Annotated in this window: 11 protein-coding genes and 1 tRNA gene; 6 read left to right on the forward strand and 6 right to left on the reverse strand. The window is 54.8% G+C overall.

Features of this window, described 5'->3' with window-relative positions; all coding sequences use genetic code 11:
• Window positions 1–64: 64 nt before the first annotated feature.
• Window positions 65–946 (forward strand): nucleoside-specific channel-forming protein Tsx, encoded by an 882-nt coding sequence (locus L463_RS04855; RefSeq protein WP_023294980.1) that lies wholly within the window; start codon window positions 65–67, stop codon window positions 944–946.
• A 154-nt stretch (window positions 947–1100) separates the two neighbouring features.
• Here the strand turns inward: L463_RS04855 and cbl are convergent, their stop codons facing one another.
• Entirely contained in the window at window positions 1101–2051 is a 951-nt protein-coding gene (gene cbl, locus L463_RS04850; protein WP_017383311.1) for an HTH-type transcriptional regulator Cbl, read from the reverse strand.
• 96 nt (window positions 2052–2147) lie between these two features.
• Window positions 2148–3065: a nitrogen assimilation transcriptional regulator NAC gene (gene nac, locus L463_RS04845; RefSeq protein WP_003859531.1), complete on the reverse strand. Its 918-nt coding sequence runs from the start codon at window positions 3063–3065 to the stop codon at window positions 2148–2150.
• A gap of 320 nt (window positions 3066–3385) precedes the next feature.
• Between nac and L463_RS04840 the strand changes: the two genes are divergently transcribed.
• A tRNA-Asn gene (locus tag L463_RS04840) sits at window positions 3386–3461 on the forward strand.
• A gap of 83 nt (window positions 3462–3544) precedes the next feature.
• Here L463_RS04840 and ldtA read toward each other — a convergent pair.
• Genes ldtA through L463_RS04825 form a run of 3 tightly spaced genes read right to left on the reverse strand, consistent with a single transcriptional unit; the run spans window position 3545 to window position 7761 of the window.
• Window positions 3545–4528 carry a L,D-transpeptidase gene (gene ldtA, locus L463_RS04835; RefSeq protein WP_223826490.1) on the reverse strand — a complete coding sequence of 328 codons (984 nt, stop codon included), beginning with the start codon at window positions 4526–4528 and terminating at the stop codon, window positions 3545–3547.
• Between the two features lie 60 nt (window positions 4529–4588).
• Entirely contained in the window at window positions 4589–7282 is a 2694-nt protein-coding gene (locus tag L463_RS04830) for a cation-transporting P-type ATPase (RefSeq protein ID WP_015572411.1), read from the reverse strand.
• Between the two features lie 47 nt (window positions 7283–7329).
• On the reverse strand, window positions 7330–7761 hold the full coding sequence (locus L463_RS04825; protein ID WP_003859525.1) for a universal stress protein: 432 nt from the start codon (window positions 7759–7761) through the stop codon (window positions 7330–7332).
• A gap of 472 nt (window positions 7762–8233) precedes the next feature.
• On the opposite strand from L463_RS04825, the gene L463_RS04820 reads away from it, so the two are divergent.
• From L463_RS04820 to L463_RS04810, 3 genes are read left to right on the forward strand one after another with little or no spacing between them, the layout of a single operon-like run.
• On the forward strand, window positions 8234–9319 hold the full coding sequence (locus L463_RS04820; RefSeq protein ID WP_032104796.1) for an efflux RND transporter periplasmic adaptor subunit: 1086 nt from the start codon (window positions 8234–8236) through the stop codon (window positions 9317–9319).
• Complete coding sequence (locus L463_RS04815) at window positions 9319–12381, forward strand: efflux RND transporter permease subunit (RefSeq protein WP_032104794.1); 3063 nt, start codon at window positions 9319–9321, stop codon at window positions 12379–12381. Before L463_RS04820 ends, L463_RS04815 begins: the two co-directional genes overlap by 1 nt.
• Window positions 12378–13343, forward strand: a complete 966-nt coding sequence (locus tag L463_RS04810) for an acyltransferase (RefSeq protein WP_032104793.1) — start codon at window positions 12378–12380, stop codon at window positions 13341–13343. The genes L463_RS04815 and L463_RS04810 overlap by 4 nt, the downstream gene beginning before the upstream one ends.
• Here L463_RS04810 and pagP read toward each other — a convergent pair.
• Window positions 13340–13915, reverse strand: coding sequence for a lipid IV(A) palmitoyltransferase PagP (pagP, locus tag L463_RS04805; RefSeq protein ID WP_032104792.1), 576 nt, complete (start codon window positions 13913–13915; stop codon window positions 13340–13342). The two genes, L463_RS04810 and pagP, sit on opposite strands and share 4 nt — an antisense overlap.
• Before the next feature lie 256 nt (window positions 13916–14171).
• Here pagP and shiA point away from each other — a divergent pair, with 256 nt between their 5' ends.
• Window positions 14172–15488 (forward strand): shikimate transporter, encoded by a 1317-nt coding sequence (gene shiA / locus L463_RS04800; protein ID WP_032104790.1) that lies wholly within the window; start codon window positions 14172–14174, stop codon window positions 15486–15488.
• Window positions 15489–15537: the final 49 nt, after the last annotated feature.

Genomic DNA, 15537 nt, shown 5'->3' on the forward strand with positions numbered 1-15537 from the left:
ATACTGACATGTATTTTAAATACCACTCGCTTTTCAACATACTCCCATTAAAGGAAATACACGCATGAAAAAAATGAAATATCTTTTACCAGGCGCATTGATAATGCTCCCCATGATTGCGTTTGCGGACTCTGGTAATAATGAATATCTATCAGACTGGTGGCATCAAAGCATTAATATAGTCGGCAGCAACTCTACTCGCTTTGGGCCACAAAAAAGATCGGATCTCTATCCAGAATACCGTGCGTGGGCACATGTGGATTGGTTTGATTTTTACGGCTATGCGGATTTACCTAAATTTTTTGGTTTAGGAAATGACAACGACATTGGTATTTGGGACAATGGCTCGCCATTCTTTACAGAAATAGAGCCACGTTTTAGCATCGACAAATTAACGGGACTTGATTTGAGCGTTGGTCCATTTAAAGAATGGTATTTTGCTCACAACTATATTTATGATGCGGGTACTAACGAAGGACAGCGTCAAAGTACCTGGTATATGGGAATTGGGACGGATATTGATACGGGATTACCGATGACTTTATCTGCAAACATCTACGCTAAATACCAGGGGAATAATTATAACGCCGCCAACGAAAACGAATGGGATGGATATCGCTTTAAATTAAAATATGCTATTCCTTTAACTACACTGTTTGGCGGCAAGCTAAATTACATCGGTTTCACCAATTTTGATTTTGGCTCAGACTTAAAAGACGAATCAGGTGGCGAGCAATCCTTTTACTCCCGTACTAATGACTCAATAGTTTCTACCCATATCCTCAGCTTAGTTTACTCTCACTGGAGCTATGGCGCCACCCTTCGTTATTTCTATCATGGTGGGCAATTTGAAGAAGGCAGTAAAGCATATAATAGCAAAGGGCAGATTACCCGTATAGACTCTACGGGGTGGGCCTACTATTTAACTGCCGGATACACTTTTTAAATATGTCTAAAAGGAATTAGCCATTAAGGAATAAAATAATAATGCCATTCATTTATGGATGGCATTATTTTATTTAACTCGGTACACGCATCACCCAGGAAGACTTAGAGCCACTCTTACCGTTCCCGGCAGACAATGCGCCGCCGGGCAAAAACTAAATCTGATAATCAATCGCCACCTCTTCCGGCTCCATCACCTGGCGTTTGATCTCATCTACGGAGAGCCCCGCATTGCACAGCTCGATAAAACGCCACACATAGTTACGCTGAAGCTGCCCGCGCTTCAGCCCGAGCCAGACGGTGTTCGCATCGAACAGATGACGTGTATCCAGACGCACCAGATTACCAGCCTCATATTCTCCGCCAGACTGCTCGGCCACCAGGCCAATCCCCAGCCCTAACTCGACGTAGGTTTTGATCACGTCGGAATCCTGCGCGCTCAGCACCACGTCCGGCGTGAGCCCTTTACGCTTGAACGCTTCATCTATGCGCGAACGCCCGGTAATGCCCTGCCGGTAGGTGATAAGCGGCCATTTGACGATCTCTTCCAGCGTCAACGGTGAAACCTGGTTCAGCGGGTGTTCGGCGGGTAATAGCAGGCTGTGGTGCCAGCGGAACCACGGGAACGCCACCAGCAGCGGGTCATTGCTCAGCCGTTCACTGGCGATACCGATATCGGCCCCACCGTTATGCAGCAGCACTTCAATTTCCTGCGGCGTGCCCTGGATCAGTTCGAGACGTACGTCCGGGAAGATCTCACGAAATGCTTTGATAACCGTCGGAAGGCTGTAACGCGCCTGTGTATGGGTGGTGGCGATAGTCAGCACACCGGAAGCGTCGTTGGTAAAGAGATCCGCCAGCCGACGAACGTTGCTGGCCTCGTTGAGAATGCGCTCAGCGATGGTCAGCAATGCCTTGCCTGGCTCGGTCATACCCAGCAGGCGCTTGCCGCGACGGATAAAAATCTCAATGCCTAACTCCTCCTCCAGCTCGCGGATATGTCGGCTGACGCCCGACTGAGAGGTGTAAAGCATATTGGCGACTTCGGTCAGGTTGTAATCCCGCCTGGCCGCCTCACGAATAATTTTAAGTTGCTGGAAATTCACAATTCACTCCGGCGCATCTGACATAAGGCTATTGTTAGAGTCAGGCGGGCTGGAGAACAAATAATAAAAACCAGCATCTTATGCTTATTTGGAATATCAGCTGACGAGTTGCAGCTCGCGATTTTCCAGCGACGGCTTACTGACCAGAGACATCAGGATCTCTTTCACCGCCTGCGCCTGCGGTGACAGGGAGCCGCGCGCGGACATATTCAACGACAGCGGTAAGCTCATGGATGGCGTGGTGATGCGGGCCATCCAGCCGTTCGCCGCGCTGCACAGTGAACGTGCGGCAGACTCAGGCAGAACCGTTACACCCATGCCGCTGGCAATGGCGGCAGTCAGCGTGGAGATGGAATCAATCTCGCCGATAATTTTGGCCGTCAGACGGCGCAGCGAGAACGCTTCGTCAACGCGCACGCGCACGGCACTGTAGTCGCGCGGCAGGAACAGGTTCATCTCTGCCACAGCGGTTAAATCAATGCTCTGGCCGGGGCAATCACGTGTACCGACCAGGTAAAGATCTTCCTTCAGCAGCGGCTGGCTGGTGATCCCGGCAACCGGGGAGCGATCGTACAGCACCGCCATATCCAGCTGACCGTTGAGCAGTTTGTCATTGAGCACGGAACCACTGTTCTCATGCAGATAAACCAGCACTTCCGGTAGCTCCGCGCGCACTGCCTGAAGCAGCGGCATGGTGACAGACGATGCGGCCGTTCCCGGCGCCAGCCCGATGGAGACATGGCCACTCAGGGTCTGACCCACATTGTGCACGGCCAGCTGCGCCTGTTCACACTGACGCAGGATCGTGCGGGCATGGGTATATAAAATTTTTCCCGCTTCGGTAGGCGTTACGCCGCGCTTGGTGCGGATCAACAGTTGCTGGTCCATTTCGCCTTCCAGAGTCGCGACCTGCTGGCTCAGCGCAGGCTGCGCGATATGCAGCACTTCAGCCGCCTGGGTCAGGCTGCCGATATCGACGATTTTTACGAAGTATTTCAGTCGTCTTAAGTTCATGTTGCCCCCTGTTCGAAAATAGCGTGCCGGTAACGGCTGTGTTGTTAAACAGGTTTTGCAATATGGATGCCAGTTTTTTGCAGCGGGTGTATGTCGCTGCTAAGCGGCTGAAAATAAGGAAAGCCAATCACTGGTGCCTGTTTTGAGACGGGGACAACGGTTTCCGATCTGCCCCATTCGGGGTATATCTGCACAATAATGGTGCATTCCGTTGGCAAAAACGTCACTTTGCTGGTTTTGTCAGCAAACAGTTCAAAGTCGGCGATCCATCCTTTGACAAGGCGTACGCAGGTCGATAATATGCGCCCCGTTCACACGATTCCTCTGTAGTTCAGTCGGTAGAACGGCGGACTGTTAATCCGTATGTCACTGGTTCGAGTCCAGTCAGAGGAGCCAAATTTGAAAAGCCTGCTTTTAAAGCAGGCTTTTTGCTTTTCTGCGTTCGGTCAGTTTGTCGGGTGGCGCTGCGCTTACCCGACCTACATTCTGCGTTCGGTAAAATTGTCGGGTGGCGGCTTCGCCTTACCCGACCTACGGTCCTGTAGGCCCGGTAAGCGCAGCGCCACCGGCATAGCAAGCTTCACCGGCATCCCCGACCGCCGTTCCAGCTCAGCGCCCGCCCCTTCACTTATTAGCTGCGTCCTTTGTGCGGCTGAAATGGGCAGCGGCACCTTATTTGTCGATTCAAATTCCGCGCGATTGCGTGAAAGCGGCTCGTGAACCTCTACCCAACGGCTACCGTCCGGCTCGGTGGTCACCTTTAAGGGCTGATCGATAAGCTGTACCCGCGTCCCCACCGAAACGTTATCGAACAGGTATTTGATATCGTTATTACGCAGGCGAATGCAGCCCTGGCTGACGCGCAGACCAATGCCGAAATTTGAGTTGGTACCGTGGATCGCGTACAGCCTGCCGATATAGAGGGCATACAGCCCCATCGGGTTATCCGGCCCGGCGGGAAAGAACGCGGGCAACGTTTTCCCCTCTTTCGCGTAAGCGCGTCGCGTATTTGCCGTGGGTGACCAGGTTGGGCCTTCCTGTTTGCGCTCAACGGCGGTTACCCAGTTACGCGGCGTTTCGCGCCCGGCCTGACCGATGCCAATAGGCAGCACCTCAACCGTGTTGCTGCCGGGTGGATAATAGTAAAGTCGCATTTCCGCGACGTTCACCACAATCCCCTCGCGCACCGTTGGCGGCAAAATAAGCTGCTGCGGTACCACCAACTGTGTTCCGGCTCGCGGTAAAAACGGATCCACCCCCGGGTTGGCTTCCAGCATATTGCTCAACCCCTGCCCGTGCTGCGCTGCAAACGCTTCGAGCGGCAGAGTATTGCCGTCAGGCACGGTGATGGTGATCGGCGCCCCCACCAGACGGCTGCCCTCGGGAGGGAGGGGGTAGGTTACAGCAGATGCAGCGGGAACCAGAATACCAAGCGTAAAAACGAACGAGGCAAATCGAATCATAGTGTTCTACTCAGTCAAAGAGAAAGCCTGCCGGTGGGCAGGCTTAGCCTACTCATTCAGTCATCTTTTCGTCGTGCGCCATCTCCGGGTAAGGACTTTTTCTGCTTCAACAATCATGAACATCGCAAACCCAATCAGGAAGGTAATGATCCAGTAGCGGAACGGTAGCGCTTCGGTACCGAACAGCATTTGCATGAACGGCGCATAGATGATCAGAAGCTGAAGGGCCAGAAGTACGCCGCTCACGATCCATATCCCCTTGTTAGCCAGCAGACCTTTACTCAGGGAGAAGCCGTCGGTGACGCGGCAGTTGAGCATGTAAAACCACTGGGCGGTGACCAGCGTTTGCAGCAACACGGTGCGAATGAACTCCGGTGAGTAGCCGCGTGGTTGCAGCCAGGCCTCCAGCACAAAGGCGCTGATGGCAATCATCAGGCCGACAAACACCACTCGCCAGATGGCATAACCGTCCATCACATGCAGGTTTGACTTACGCGGCGGCCGGTTCATGATGTCCTTCTCACCCGCTTCAAACGCCAGGCCAAACGACAGCGTTGCCGAGGTTGCCATGTTCATCCACAGGATCAGTACCGGCGTTAGTGGGATCAGGTTCCCCGCCAGCAGGGCAATAATGATCAGTAAGGCCTGGGCGATGTTGCTCGGGATAACGAACAAAATGGTCTTTTTCAGGTTGTCGTAGACCCGACGCCCTTCATGGACCGCCCGGGCAATGGTGGCAAAGTTATCATCCGTTAACACCATATCGGCGGCTTCTTTGGTGACTTCAGTACCTTTGATCCCCATCGCGATGCCGACATCCGCCCGCTTCAGCGCCGGCGCATCGTTCACCCCGTCCCCGGTCATTCCGACCACTTCCTGCTTACTTTGCAGCGCCTGCACCAGGCGGAATTTATCTTCCGGGCTGGTGCGGGCAAAGATATCGTATTTTTGCGCCGCCTCGCTCAGCTGGTGATCGTCCATCGCCTCCAGCTCGCGCCCGGTGATGGCGCTCGCCGCGTTGCCAATACCCAGCATCTGTCCAATGCTCATCGCCGTTTGTGGATGATCCCCGGTAATCATTTTCACGCGAATACCCGCCTGCAAGCAGTCGGCAATGGCCGAAATGGCTTCCGGGCGCGGGGGATCCATCATGCCCGCAATGCCGAGCAGTATGACCCCTTCTTGCAGATCCGCATGCGTCAGCTCGCGCTGCCCGCTGGCGGCCGGTTTCCAGGCCGCAGCCACCATGCGCAATCCCTCGCGCGCATACTCTTCAATCTTCTCTTCCCAGTAGTGCAGGTTGAACGGCTCCAGCCCGTTTTGGGTCTGCTGGTGCTGGCAAAGACGGAAAAGGACGTCCGGCGCACCGGTGATTAACATCACCTCTTCGTCGCCCAGGCGATAGAGGGTGGACATGTATTTATATTGCGAATCAAATGGGATTTTACTGCGCAATTCGGCGTCAATTGCCGGAAGCGGGATTTTGGCCGCCAGCACCTTCAGCGCGCCTTCGGTTGGACCGCCGGTGATTTTCCACAGCCCCTGCTCATCTTTGATCAGCTGGCTGTCATTACAGAGATCGACTGTGCGCAGATAGCGCTCAAGCACAGATCCCGGGGTCACGGTGACCGGTGTCGGATCGTCAACGGGGTGAATAGTACCCACCGGCTCGTAGCTGTCTCCCTCCACGCGGTAGGTGGTGTCCGCGGTAATCACCGCTTTTACCGTCATCTCATTCATGGTCAGGGTGCCGGTTTTATCCGAGCAGATAACCGTCATCGCCCCCAGCGTTTCCACGGTAGGCAGCTTGCGAATAATCGCCTTGCGACGCGCCATCGCCTGCACGCCCAGCGAGAGGATGATCGAGATAATGGCCGGTAATCCTTCCGGCACCGCCGCTACCGCAAGGCTAATCAACGACAGCACCAGCTCTGATACGGGCATATCACGGAAGATAAGACTGAAAACGAACAGCGCCAGCATCATTACCAGAATGGTGATAAAAATGGTCTTGCCGAGCTTGTCCATTTGCACCATCAACGGGGTACGGTGTTTTTCAATGTCTGACATCATCTGGTTGATATGGCCGAGTTCGGTCTCCCCACCGGTCGCCACCACCAACCCTTTTCCCCCACCGGAGCTGACGGTGGTGCCAGAATAAAGCAGGTTGTAACGGTCGCCTAACGGCAACTCCCCGTGGAGCGCATCGCTGCTTTTCTCCACTACCGTGGATTCGCCGGTGAGAATAGCTTCTTCCACCCGCAGATTGTGCGCCTCTGTCACGCGAAGATCGGCAGGAATGCGATCCCCGGCGCGTATCACGACGATATCTCCGGGCACCAGTGCTGTCGTCGGGATAGTTTCATGGTTGCCCTGCCGGATGACCACAGCCTCGCTGGAGAGCATATTGCGAATACTTTGCAGCGATTTCTCCGCATTGCTCTCCTGAATATGGCCAATCAGGGCGTTAATAATGGCTACCCCAAGAATGACAAACATATCCACCCAGTGTCCCATTATCAGCTTCAGCAGCGCCGCCGCCAGAAGGACGTAAATAAGGACATCGTTGAAATGGGCCAGAAAGCGCAGCCAGCCAGGTTTACCCGGTTTTTGCGGTAAGGCATTTTCACCGTATTTTTCCAGCCTGGCGGTGGCTTCTGTACTGCTAAGTCCGTCGAGGCTGGATTGGATATTTGTCAGGGTTTCATCAACGGTCTGTTGATAATACGGACGGTGAGGCTTTTCTGTTATCATCGTTCCTTCCTCAGGTTCTTTTCAGAAATCACCTTGCTTTCATGACATTAACGAATAACGAAAACAGGAACATGCGCGTAACGAACGATACTCGCCGCCTCTGATCCTAATAAATGAGTTTGAATATTTGGATTACGTGATCCCACAATAATCGCACCGACGTTAAGCTCATCCGCCAGTTTGATTACCTCATCACGTATATTCCCGCTGCGAACATGTAGATGGACATTTGCTTCGGGCAGGTTGATTTTTTTTACCAGCGCAGCCAGTTTTTCTTTAGCATTATTAATCATATATTCATCCATCTTTCTCGCGTCTGCAATAAAACCGCGGGTCAGTTCCGCCGAGAACTTTGGCATAACGTACAGCAGATGGACATTACCCGATGCGCTTTGCGCCAGGAATTGGGCATGCTGTAGCGCTTTATCAGACAATGCTGTTTCGTATACATCCACCGGCACCAGAATCGTTTTATACATATCAAGCATCCTTTTTATAACCAACACAACAGTGAGTGAATCAGGAGAGATCGCATCAAACCCATGGGTACAGGCGTGAATGCCTTTTACGGAAAAAAGGAATGGATGCTATTAAACGTAGCACAGGAATATCAGGATGTTATTCAAAGGGGATACACCATCGTAACGCTTGTTTCGCCTGAGTATGTCACGCCACTAATAATGGTTATTTAACATTTATTTATTCACCGACTATGCTCATAGTCAGGCATGCAACACGTTTATTCTCTTTATCCCGCGCCACCTTCTACCTCATGGAGGAATGCATGTACGGTTTAAGCCTGATTCGCCTTGGTTTGTTTATTGCGCTCGCCATTATCGCCAGCACAGCAATCGGTCTATTTACCTATGTGGTCGTCTCGGCCCTGGCAGAATAGCGCCACCCCAGCATTGATGACGAAATAAATAAAACAATTATTATCAGGGGAATACTGTGAAGCGCTACCTCTCTCTTCTGCCTGCTGTTTTATTGCTGCTGACGGCGTGCGATCCGAAACCCGACCGCGCCGCGCCCCTGCCGAAAATGGTAAAAGTCGCAGAGGTGGTCAAGGCCGGCAACGCGCAGCAGCGCGTGTTTCCCGCCCGTATTGAATCCGGCGACGCCACGGATCTCGCGTTCAAACGAGCCGGGCAGATTGAGACCCTGGACATTCGCCAGGGTGCCGTTGTCAAACAGGGGCAACGACTCGCCAGCCTCAACGCCCGTGAAGCCCGGCAGCGCCTGAACGACAGGCAAACGGCGGCGACCCTGGCTCAGCGGCAATTCGACCGCTTCCAGACCCTGGCGGGACGCCAGGCCGTGTCGAAAGCCGAGATGGATGTCCAGCGCGCCAACCGCGATTCAGCAAACGCCGCGCTACAGATTGCGCGCGAAGAATTAAGCCAGATGACGCTCGTCGCCCCCTTTAGCGGGACAGCGGCCAGCGTCCATGTGCGAAATCATCAGGTCGTCTCCGCCGGCCAGCCCGTCGTCACTTTGACCCGTACCGATCTGCTGGACGTGGTGTTCAGCCTTCCAGAGAACCTGTTTAACACCTTCGATATTCGCAATGCGCAGTACAAACCGGTAGTGAGGATCAACGCCCTGCCCGGTCGCGAGTTTACCGCTGTGTACAAAGAGCACTCAGGCAGTAGCGACAGCAACACATTGACCTGGCAGGTGATTTTAACCATGCCCCGCCCGGATGATTTTCCCGTCGTGGGCGGCGTCAGCGGAACGGTCACCATCAATTTAACCAACCTTCCGGCTGGTGTGGGCAGTGAGGCGCTGGTAGTGCCGGTTGAAGCGGTCTTTAACCCGGATAACCGCCCGCGCAATGAGCCACATGTCTGGGTGGTGACGGGCGAAGGCGATACGTTGCACCTTGAAGATCGTAAGGTCAGCGTGGGGCAAGTCAGCGCTGAGGGGGTCGTCATCGTCGGTGGGCTTAAGGCCGGTGAACGCGTGGTGGCCGCAGGCGTTGGGGAGCTACATCCCAACCAGCCGGTACGTATCTGGACGCGTGAACGGGGACTGTAATGGATATCTCTCGTCAGTTTATCAGCAACCCGGTTCGCGTCTGGCTGACGATTTTGCTGCTGGGCGTAGGCGGCATTATTGCCCTGTTGAACATTGGCAGACTGGAAGATCCGGCGTTTACCATCAAAACGGCGGTGGTGATCACCCATTATCCGGGCGCGTCGGCGCAGCAGGTTGAGGAAGAGGTCACCCTGCCGCTGGAAAATGCGCTTCAGCAGTTACCTTATCTGGATAACGTCAGCTCCATCTCCTCCAGCGGCCTGTCGCAGATCACGGTCAATATAGCCTCGCGCTACCACTCAAATGCACTGCCGCAAATCTGGGATGAACTGCGTCGCCGGGTGGGAGATGCCGCCAGACAGTTTCCACCCGGCGTAGTGACCCCGTTTGTGAATGACGATTTTGGCGATGTGTTCGGCTTTTTCTTTGCCATTTCCGGAGATGAATTCAGCAATCCGGAACTGGTCCGGTATGCCGAGCAGCTGCGCCGGGAGTTGGTCCTCGTGCCAGGCGTGGGCAAAGTGGCCATCGGCGGAGCCCTCACTCAGCAGATTAACGTGGACATTTCTCTGAGCAAAATGGCCGCGCGCGGGATAACGCTGAACCAGCTTTCTGCCCAGCTCAGCAGGCTGAACGTGGTCTCCAGCGCGGGAAAGATCCCCTCCGGTACCGAGTCAATTCGTCTGCATCCTACCGGTGAATTCGAAAGTATTGACGAGCTGGCCGATCTCATCGTGACCCCGCCCGGCGTTGGGGCGGCTACCCGCTTACGGGATATTGCCACCCTGTCACGCGGGCTGGATGCGTCCCCTGCCAGCATCTACCATGCCAACGGCAGAAAAGCCGTCACCATGGGCGTCTCCTTTATCCCCGGCGTTAACGTGATCGACGTGGGACATGACCTGGAGGCGAAGCTAGAGCAGATGTCAGCCGAGAAACCGGCAGGTATCCATATCGACCTGTTTTACGATCAGGCGGCGGAGGTCGGGCATTCCGTTAACGGATTTATCATTAACTTCCTGATGGCGCTGGCGATTGTCATCGGCGTGTTGTTGATCTTTATGGGCTTACGCAGCGGGATCATTATTGCCTTTTCCCTCGCCCTCAACGTGCTGGGCACGCTGCTGATCATGTATCTCTGGGGTATTGAACTACAGCGCATTTCACTGGGCGCGCTGATCATCGCCCTCAGCATGCTGGTCGACAATGCCATTGTTATTGTCGAAGGGGTACTGGTAGCCCGGCAGCAGGGCTCGTCCCTGATGAACGCCATTAGCGACATTATTCGCCGTTCTGCGCTGCCGCTGCTGGGTGCAACGGTCATCGCCATCCTGGCCTTTGCGCCCGTCGGGCTGTCGCAGGATTCCACCGGCGAATACTGTAAGTCGCTGTTTCAGGTCCTGCTGATTTCGCTCATGCTGAGCTGGTTCTCAGCCCTCACCATTACGCCAGTGCTGATTAAGTGGTGGCTGTTTAAACGAGATGCTGCACCGCCAAAGGCCGACGAAACGGATCCCTATGACAAACGCATCTATCGGATCTATCAGGGTGTGCTCAACGCGCTGTTACGGCGTAAAGCGCCAACGCTGGTAGTGATGGCCGCACTGCTGGCCGCCGCCATCTGGGGCTTTGGCTCGGTGCGGCAGAACTTCTTCCCCTCCTCCAGTACGCCAATTTTCTTTGTCGACCTCTGGCTCCCTTACGGTACCGACATTAACTGGACCGAGAAGATGACCGGTGATATCGAGAAAACCATTAACGGCCAGCCAGGCGTGGAAACTACGGTCTCGACGATTGGTCAGGGAAGTATGCGATTTATTTTGACCTACAGCGGACAGCGGCAGTACAGCAACTATGCGCAAATTATGGTGAGAATGGACGACCAGCGTAACATCCCCGCCCTGACCCGCCACGTTGATGAGTACATCGCACGGAACTATCCGCAGGTTAACGCCAGCACGAAGCGGGTGATGTTTGGCCCCTCCGGCGACAGCGCCATTGAAATACGTATTAAAGGCCCCGATCCGGACAGGCTGCGTCTGATCGCCAGCCAGGTAGACAACATCCTTACGCGCGATCCGGCTACGGACAGCGTCAGGAACGACTGGCAAAATCGCAGCAAAGTGCTCCGCCCGCAGTACGTCACCGCGCTGGGACGTGAGCTTGGCGTGGATAAGCAGGACGTCGATAACGCACTGGAGATGAATTTCTCCGGCAGTCGGGCAGGACTGTACAGAGAAGGCAGCGACCTGTTGCCCGTGGTGGTGCGCCCGCCGGAAAGCGAGCGGCTGGACGCCAATCACCTGAATAACGTTCTGGTCTGGAGCCAGACCCGGCAGCAGTATATTCCGCTGAGCAACGTCATCAGCGGCTTCGCGCTGGAGTGGGAAGATCCGCTGATCCTGCGCCGTGACCGCTCCCGCGTGCTGACCGTGCAGACCGACCCTGACCCGCTAAGCCAGCAAACCTCCGGCGATATTCTCGCCCGCGTGAAGCCGCAAATAGATGCCCTGCCCCTGCCCCACGGCTACAGCATTGAGTGGGGCGGGGACGCGGAGAACTCCAGCGAAGCGCAGCAGGGGCTGTTCACCACGCTGCCGCTCGGGTATCTGGTGATGTTTGTGATCACGGTACTGATGTTCAGTTCGGTGAAAAACGCCGTCGCCATCTGGCTGACCGTGCCGCTGGCGCTGATCGGCGTGACGCCGGGGTTTTTAATTACCGGCATCCCTTTTGGCTTTATGGCGTTGATTGGCCTGCTGAGCCTGAGCGGGATGCTGATCCGCAACGGCATTGTGCTGGTTGAAGAGATAGAACAGCAGAAAGTGCAGCAGGATCAGCACAGTGCGATCGTTTACGCCGCCACGTCGCGCCTGCGTCCCATCCTCCTCACCGCCTTTACGACCGTACTCGGCCTCGCCCCTCTGCTGCTGGATGTGTTCTTCCAGAGCATGGCCGTTGTGATTATGTTTGGGCTTGGGTTTGCTACAATCCTGACGCTGCTGGTACTCCCCGTAATTTACGCGTGTTTCCATCGTAAGGACAAAGCTGAACAACAATGAATGCGACAGGGCTGAATATCATCAAGACGCTGGGGTGTATGACGGCGGTTACCTTTTTCACCATCTACAACACCTGGGATCATTACGATTATGACTATCACTGGATCCTCGGTTTTTTAACCTTCATTTCGACCATCGCCACGCCGTTATTTTTTGTGGTTGCAGGGTATCTGGACGGGCAATCCCGACACGGCACGCGCTGGCAGCTGGATAAGATCAAAAGCCTGGTGAACGTCTTTCTGTTCTGGGTAACGATTTACTACCTGTGGGAGCCCTATCAGCGCGGATATCTGATCCAACCCTGGTTCGTGTTCGCGTTTATCGTGATTTACACGTTTCACCCGGTGGTGGAGTGGCTCAGCCAGCGACGAACGCTCTTTTGCGGGGTAATTGCCGCCCTGCTGCTTTTCTCATACGGGTACGATTTACTGTCAGCCCTCTATCCTGATGCCCATGTCCTTTCATTGTCGCCGCAGTATCGCCTGTGGACGTGGCTGCTGTTTTATCTGACGGGGCAGCTCTTTTGCGATCCGCAGATCGCGGCGTGGATCGGCCGCAAAAATGTGGTCAGGGCAGCGGTGATTGCCATACCGTTTATTTATCTCTTCACGTGGTTTTACGAGCGGCACTTCTTTTTTGCGCTATTTAAAGCAGACAGAAACGCCTTTATCCTCACCGGATCGCAAATCTACATTCTGATTATTGCCCTGGTGATTGCGGCCAACGGCGTGCGGTTTCGCCGCAATGCGGAGTTTAAAGAGTCCGTGCTGGCCGCCATTAGCAAAACCATGACCGGGGTCTATATTATGCACTACTCGGTGTTTCACCTGCTGACCGCGCTCATTCCGGTGACGTCCCTGAGCACCAAACTTGCTCTGATTGTGCTTACGTTTGTTACGTCGGTCCTGTTTTCGCTGCTGATCCTGTCCAACGCAGTGGCCAAAAAAGTGATCACCCTCTAAAAGCCCAGGCGCAGCCAGGCAAACAGCACGTTGCCGTTGTTGTAGGTTCCGGGAATATAGGTGAACTGGACGGTGACGCGCTTATATCCGGCAGAGAAAAGCGGGAAGATAAACGGCAGCGGGACATAGTTGGCAAAGTCGTCGCGTGCCGTGATCCCCGCAGCGGCCCCCAGCCCCAGACGGAAATCTTTTGCGTTATCCAGATACCAGCCCTTCTCCCAGCCGTAGCCCATCGCGGGCTGCCACTCGTTATGTGAATCTTTGAACATCATGGCAAAGAGCGCGCTCCAGTTGCCCTCGTCATTGTAGCGGGACACGCCCAGCCCCCCGCCCCACGGCATTTCGTTGTAGTTGTCCGTTTTCTCTTTGTCATACATGAAGCGTGCATGCCAGCTCAGAAACGGAAGGTAGAGATCGTAACGATCCGGCTGTTCCCAGGTTTGCGCAATATCGTCCGTTACTGCATCCCACCAGCGGTGAATACGCTGTTCGCCATAGACTTTCGGCTCCGCATGCAGCGGAGATACGACTAAAACCAGGACTACCCACAGTGCAGGAAAGAGGCGTTGCATCGTTATTCCCTCAGCTTACGTCACGCAGCGATCATTATTACTGTAAACCATTCAGCCCTAACCGGAGCCAAACAGGCTGATTTATGTTGTCGCCCGATAAGATGAAAATTATTTATTCTGCGCTTTCAGGAAAGATAAAAACGTTTTCTCAGGCCGCCTGTCGCGGTAGTCTCATACATTCCGTCAATATGACGGCCGCGATGTGAGTGACCTTTTCTTATACCAATAATTAAAAATCAGTACAGACAGGACAACTATGGACTCCACCCTTATCTCCGCTCGCCGCAACGAGGAGACACCTTCGCTTAACCGCGCCCGCCGCGCCGCTTTAGGTAGCTTCGCAGGCGCCGTCGTCGACTGGTATGACTTTCTGCTCTACGGTATTACCGCTGCGCTGGTCTTTAACCGTGAATTCTTTCCCCAGATCAGCCCCGCCATGGGCACGCTTGCTGCGTTTGCCACCTTCGGCGTCGGTTTTCTGTTTCGTCCTCTGGGCGGGATAATTTTCGGCCACTTCGGTGACCGCCTTGGCCGGAAACGTATGCTGATGCTCACCGTCTGGATGATGGGCATTGCCACCGCGCTGATCGGTATTTTGCCCTCCTTTGCCTCGATTGGCTGGTGGGCTCCGGTGTTGCTGGTGACGCTGCGCGCCATTCAGGGCTTTGCCGTCGGCGGCGAATGGGGCGGCGCGGCATTGCTGTCCGTGGAAAGCGCTCCGAAGAATAAGAAAGCGTTTTACAGCAGCGGCGTGCAGGTGGGTTATGGCGTGGGTCTGCTGCTCTCCACGGGCCTGGTGTCGCTAATAAGTCAGCTCACGACAGACGAGCAGTTCCTGAGCTGGGGCTGGCGTATTCCGTTTATCTTCAGCATTGTGCTGGTCGTGGTGGCCCTGTGGATCCGTAACGGCATGGAAGAGTCGGCTGAGTTTGAACGGCAGCAGCGCGAAAAACCGGTCGCGAAGAAACGGCTGCCGGTGATGGAAGCGCTGGTGCAGCACCCTGGCGCTTTTCTGAAAATTATCGCCCTGCGCCTGTGCGAACTGCTGACGATGTATATCGTCACCGCCTTTGCCCTGAACTACTCCACGCAAAACCTCGGCCTGCCGCGGGAATTGTTCCTGAATATTGGCCTGGTGGTGGGCGGGATCAGCTGCCTGACCATCCCCTGCTTCGCCTGGCTGGCGGATCGCTTTGGCCGTCGACGGGTGTATATCACCGGGGCGCTGATCGGCACACTCAGCGCCTGGCCGTTCTTTATGGCGCTGGAGGCACAGTCGGTCTTCTGGATTGTCTTCTTCGCGATCATGCTTGCGAACATCGCTCACGATATGGTGGTCTGCGTGCAGCAGCCAATGTTTACCGAGCTGTTTGGCGCAAGCTACCGTTACAGCGGCGCGGGCGTGGGATATCAGGTGGCGAGCGTGGTCGGCGGCGGGTTTACGCCATTTATCGCCGCCGCGCTGGTGACGTTCTCGGGCGGTAACTGGCATAGCGTGGCGATTTATCTGCTGGCGGGTTGCCTGCTTTCTGCCGCCACCGCCCTGTTGATGAAGGAAACCACGCACAGCTGATCTCCTCACTTTTGTTTCACAGGCGTGTGACATACTATCGGGTAAAGCC

The organism is Enterobacter sp. BIDMC 27 (assembly GCF_000534415.1).
Taxonomy (GTDB): domain Bacteria; phylum Pseudomonadota; class Gammaproteobacteria; order Enterobacterales; family Enterobacteriaceae; genus Enterobacter; species Enterobacter hormaechei_C.

Bases quoted from the DNA above. Each gene is read 5' to 3' on its own strand.
- L463_RS04830 (WP_015572411.1), bottom strand. From the start codon at position 7,282: ATGATAACAGAAAAGCCTCACCGTCCGTATTATCAACAGACCGTTGAT.
- pagP (WP_032104792.1), bottom strand. From the start codon at position 13,915: ATGCAACGCCTCTTTCCTGCACTGTGGGTAGTCCTGGTTTTAGTCGTA.
- nac (WP_003859531.1), bottom strand. From the start codon at position 3,065: ATGAACTTAAGACGACTGAAATACTTCGTAAAAATCGTCGATATCGGC.
- L463_RS04815 (WP_032104794.1), top strand. From the start codon at position 9,319: ATGGATATCTCTCGTCAGTTTATCAGCAACCCGGTTCGCGTCTGGCTG.
- shiA (WP_032104790.1), top strand. From the start codon at position 14,172: ATGGACTCCACCCTTATCTCCGCTCGCCGCAACGAGGAGACACCTTCG.
- L463_RS04855 (WP_023294980.1), top strand. From the start codon at position 65: ATGAAAAAAATGAAATATCTTTTACCAGGCGCATTGATAATGCTCCCC.
- L463_RS04825 (WP_003859525.1), bottom strand. From the start codon at position 7,761: ATGTATAAAACGATTCTGGTGCCGGTGGATGTATACGAAACAGCATTG.
- L463_RS04810 (WP_032104793.1), top strand. From the start codon at position 12,378: ATGAATGCGACAGGGCTGAATATCATCAAGACGCTGGGGTGTATGACG.
- ldtA (WP_223826490.1), bottom strand. From the start codon at position 4,528: ATGATTCGATTTGCCTCGTTCGTTTTTACGCTTGGTATTCTGGTTCCC.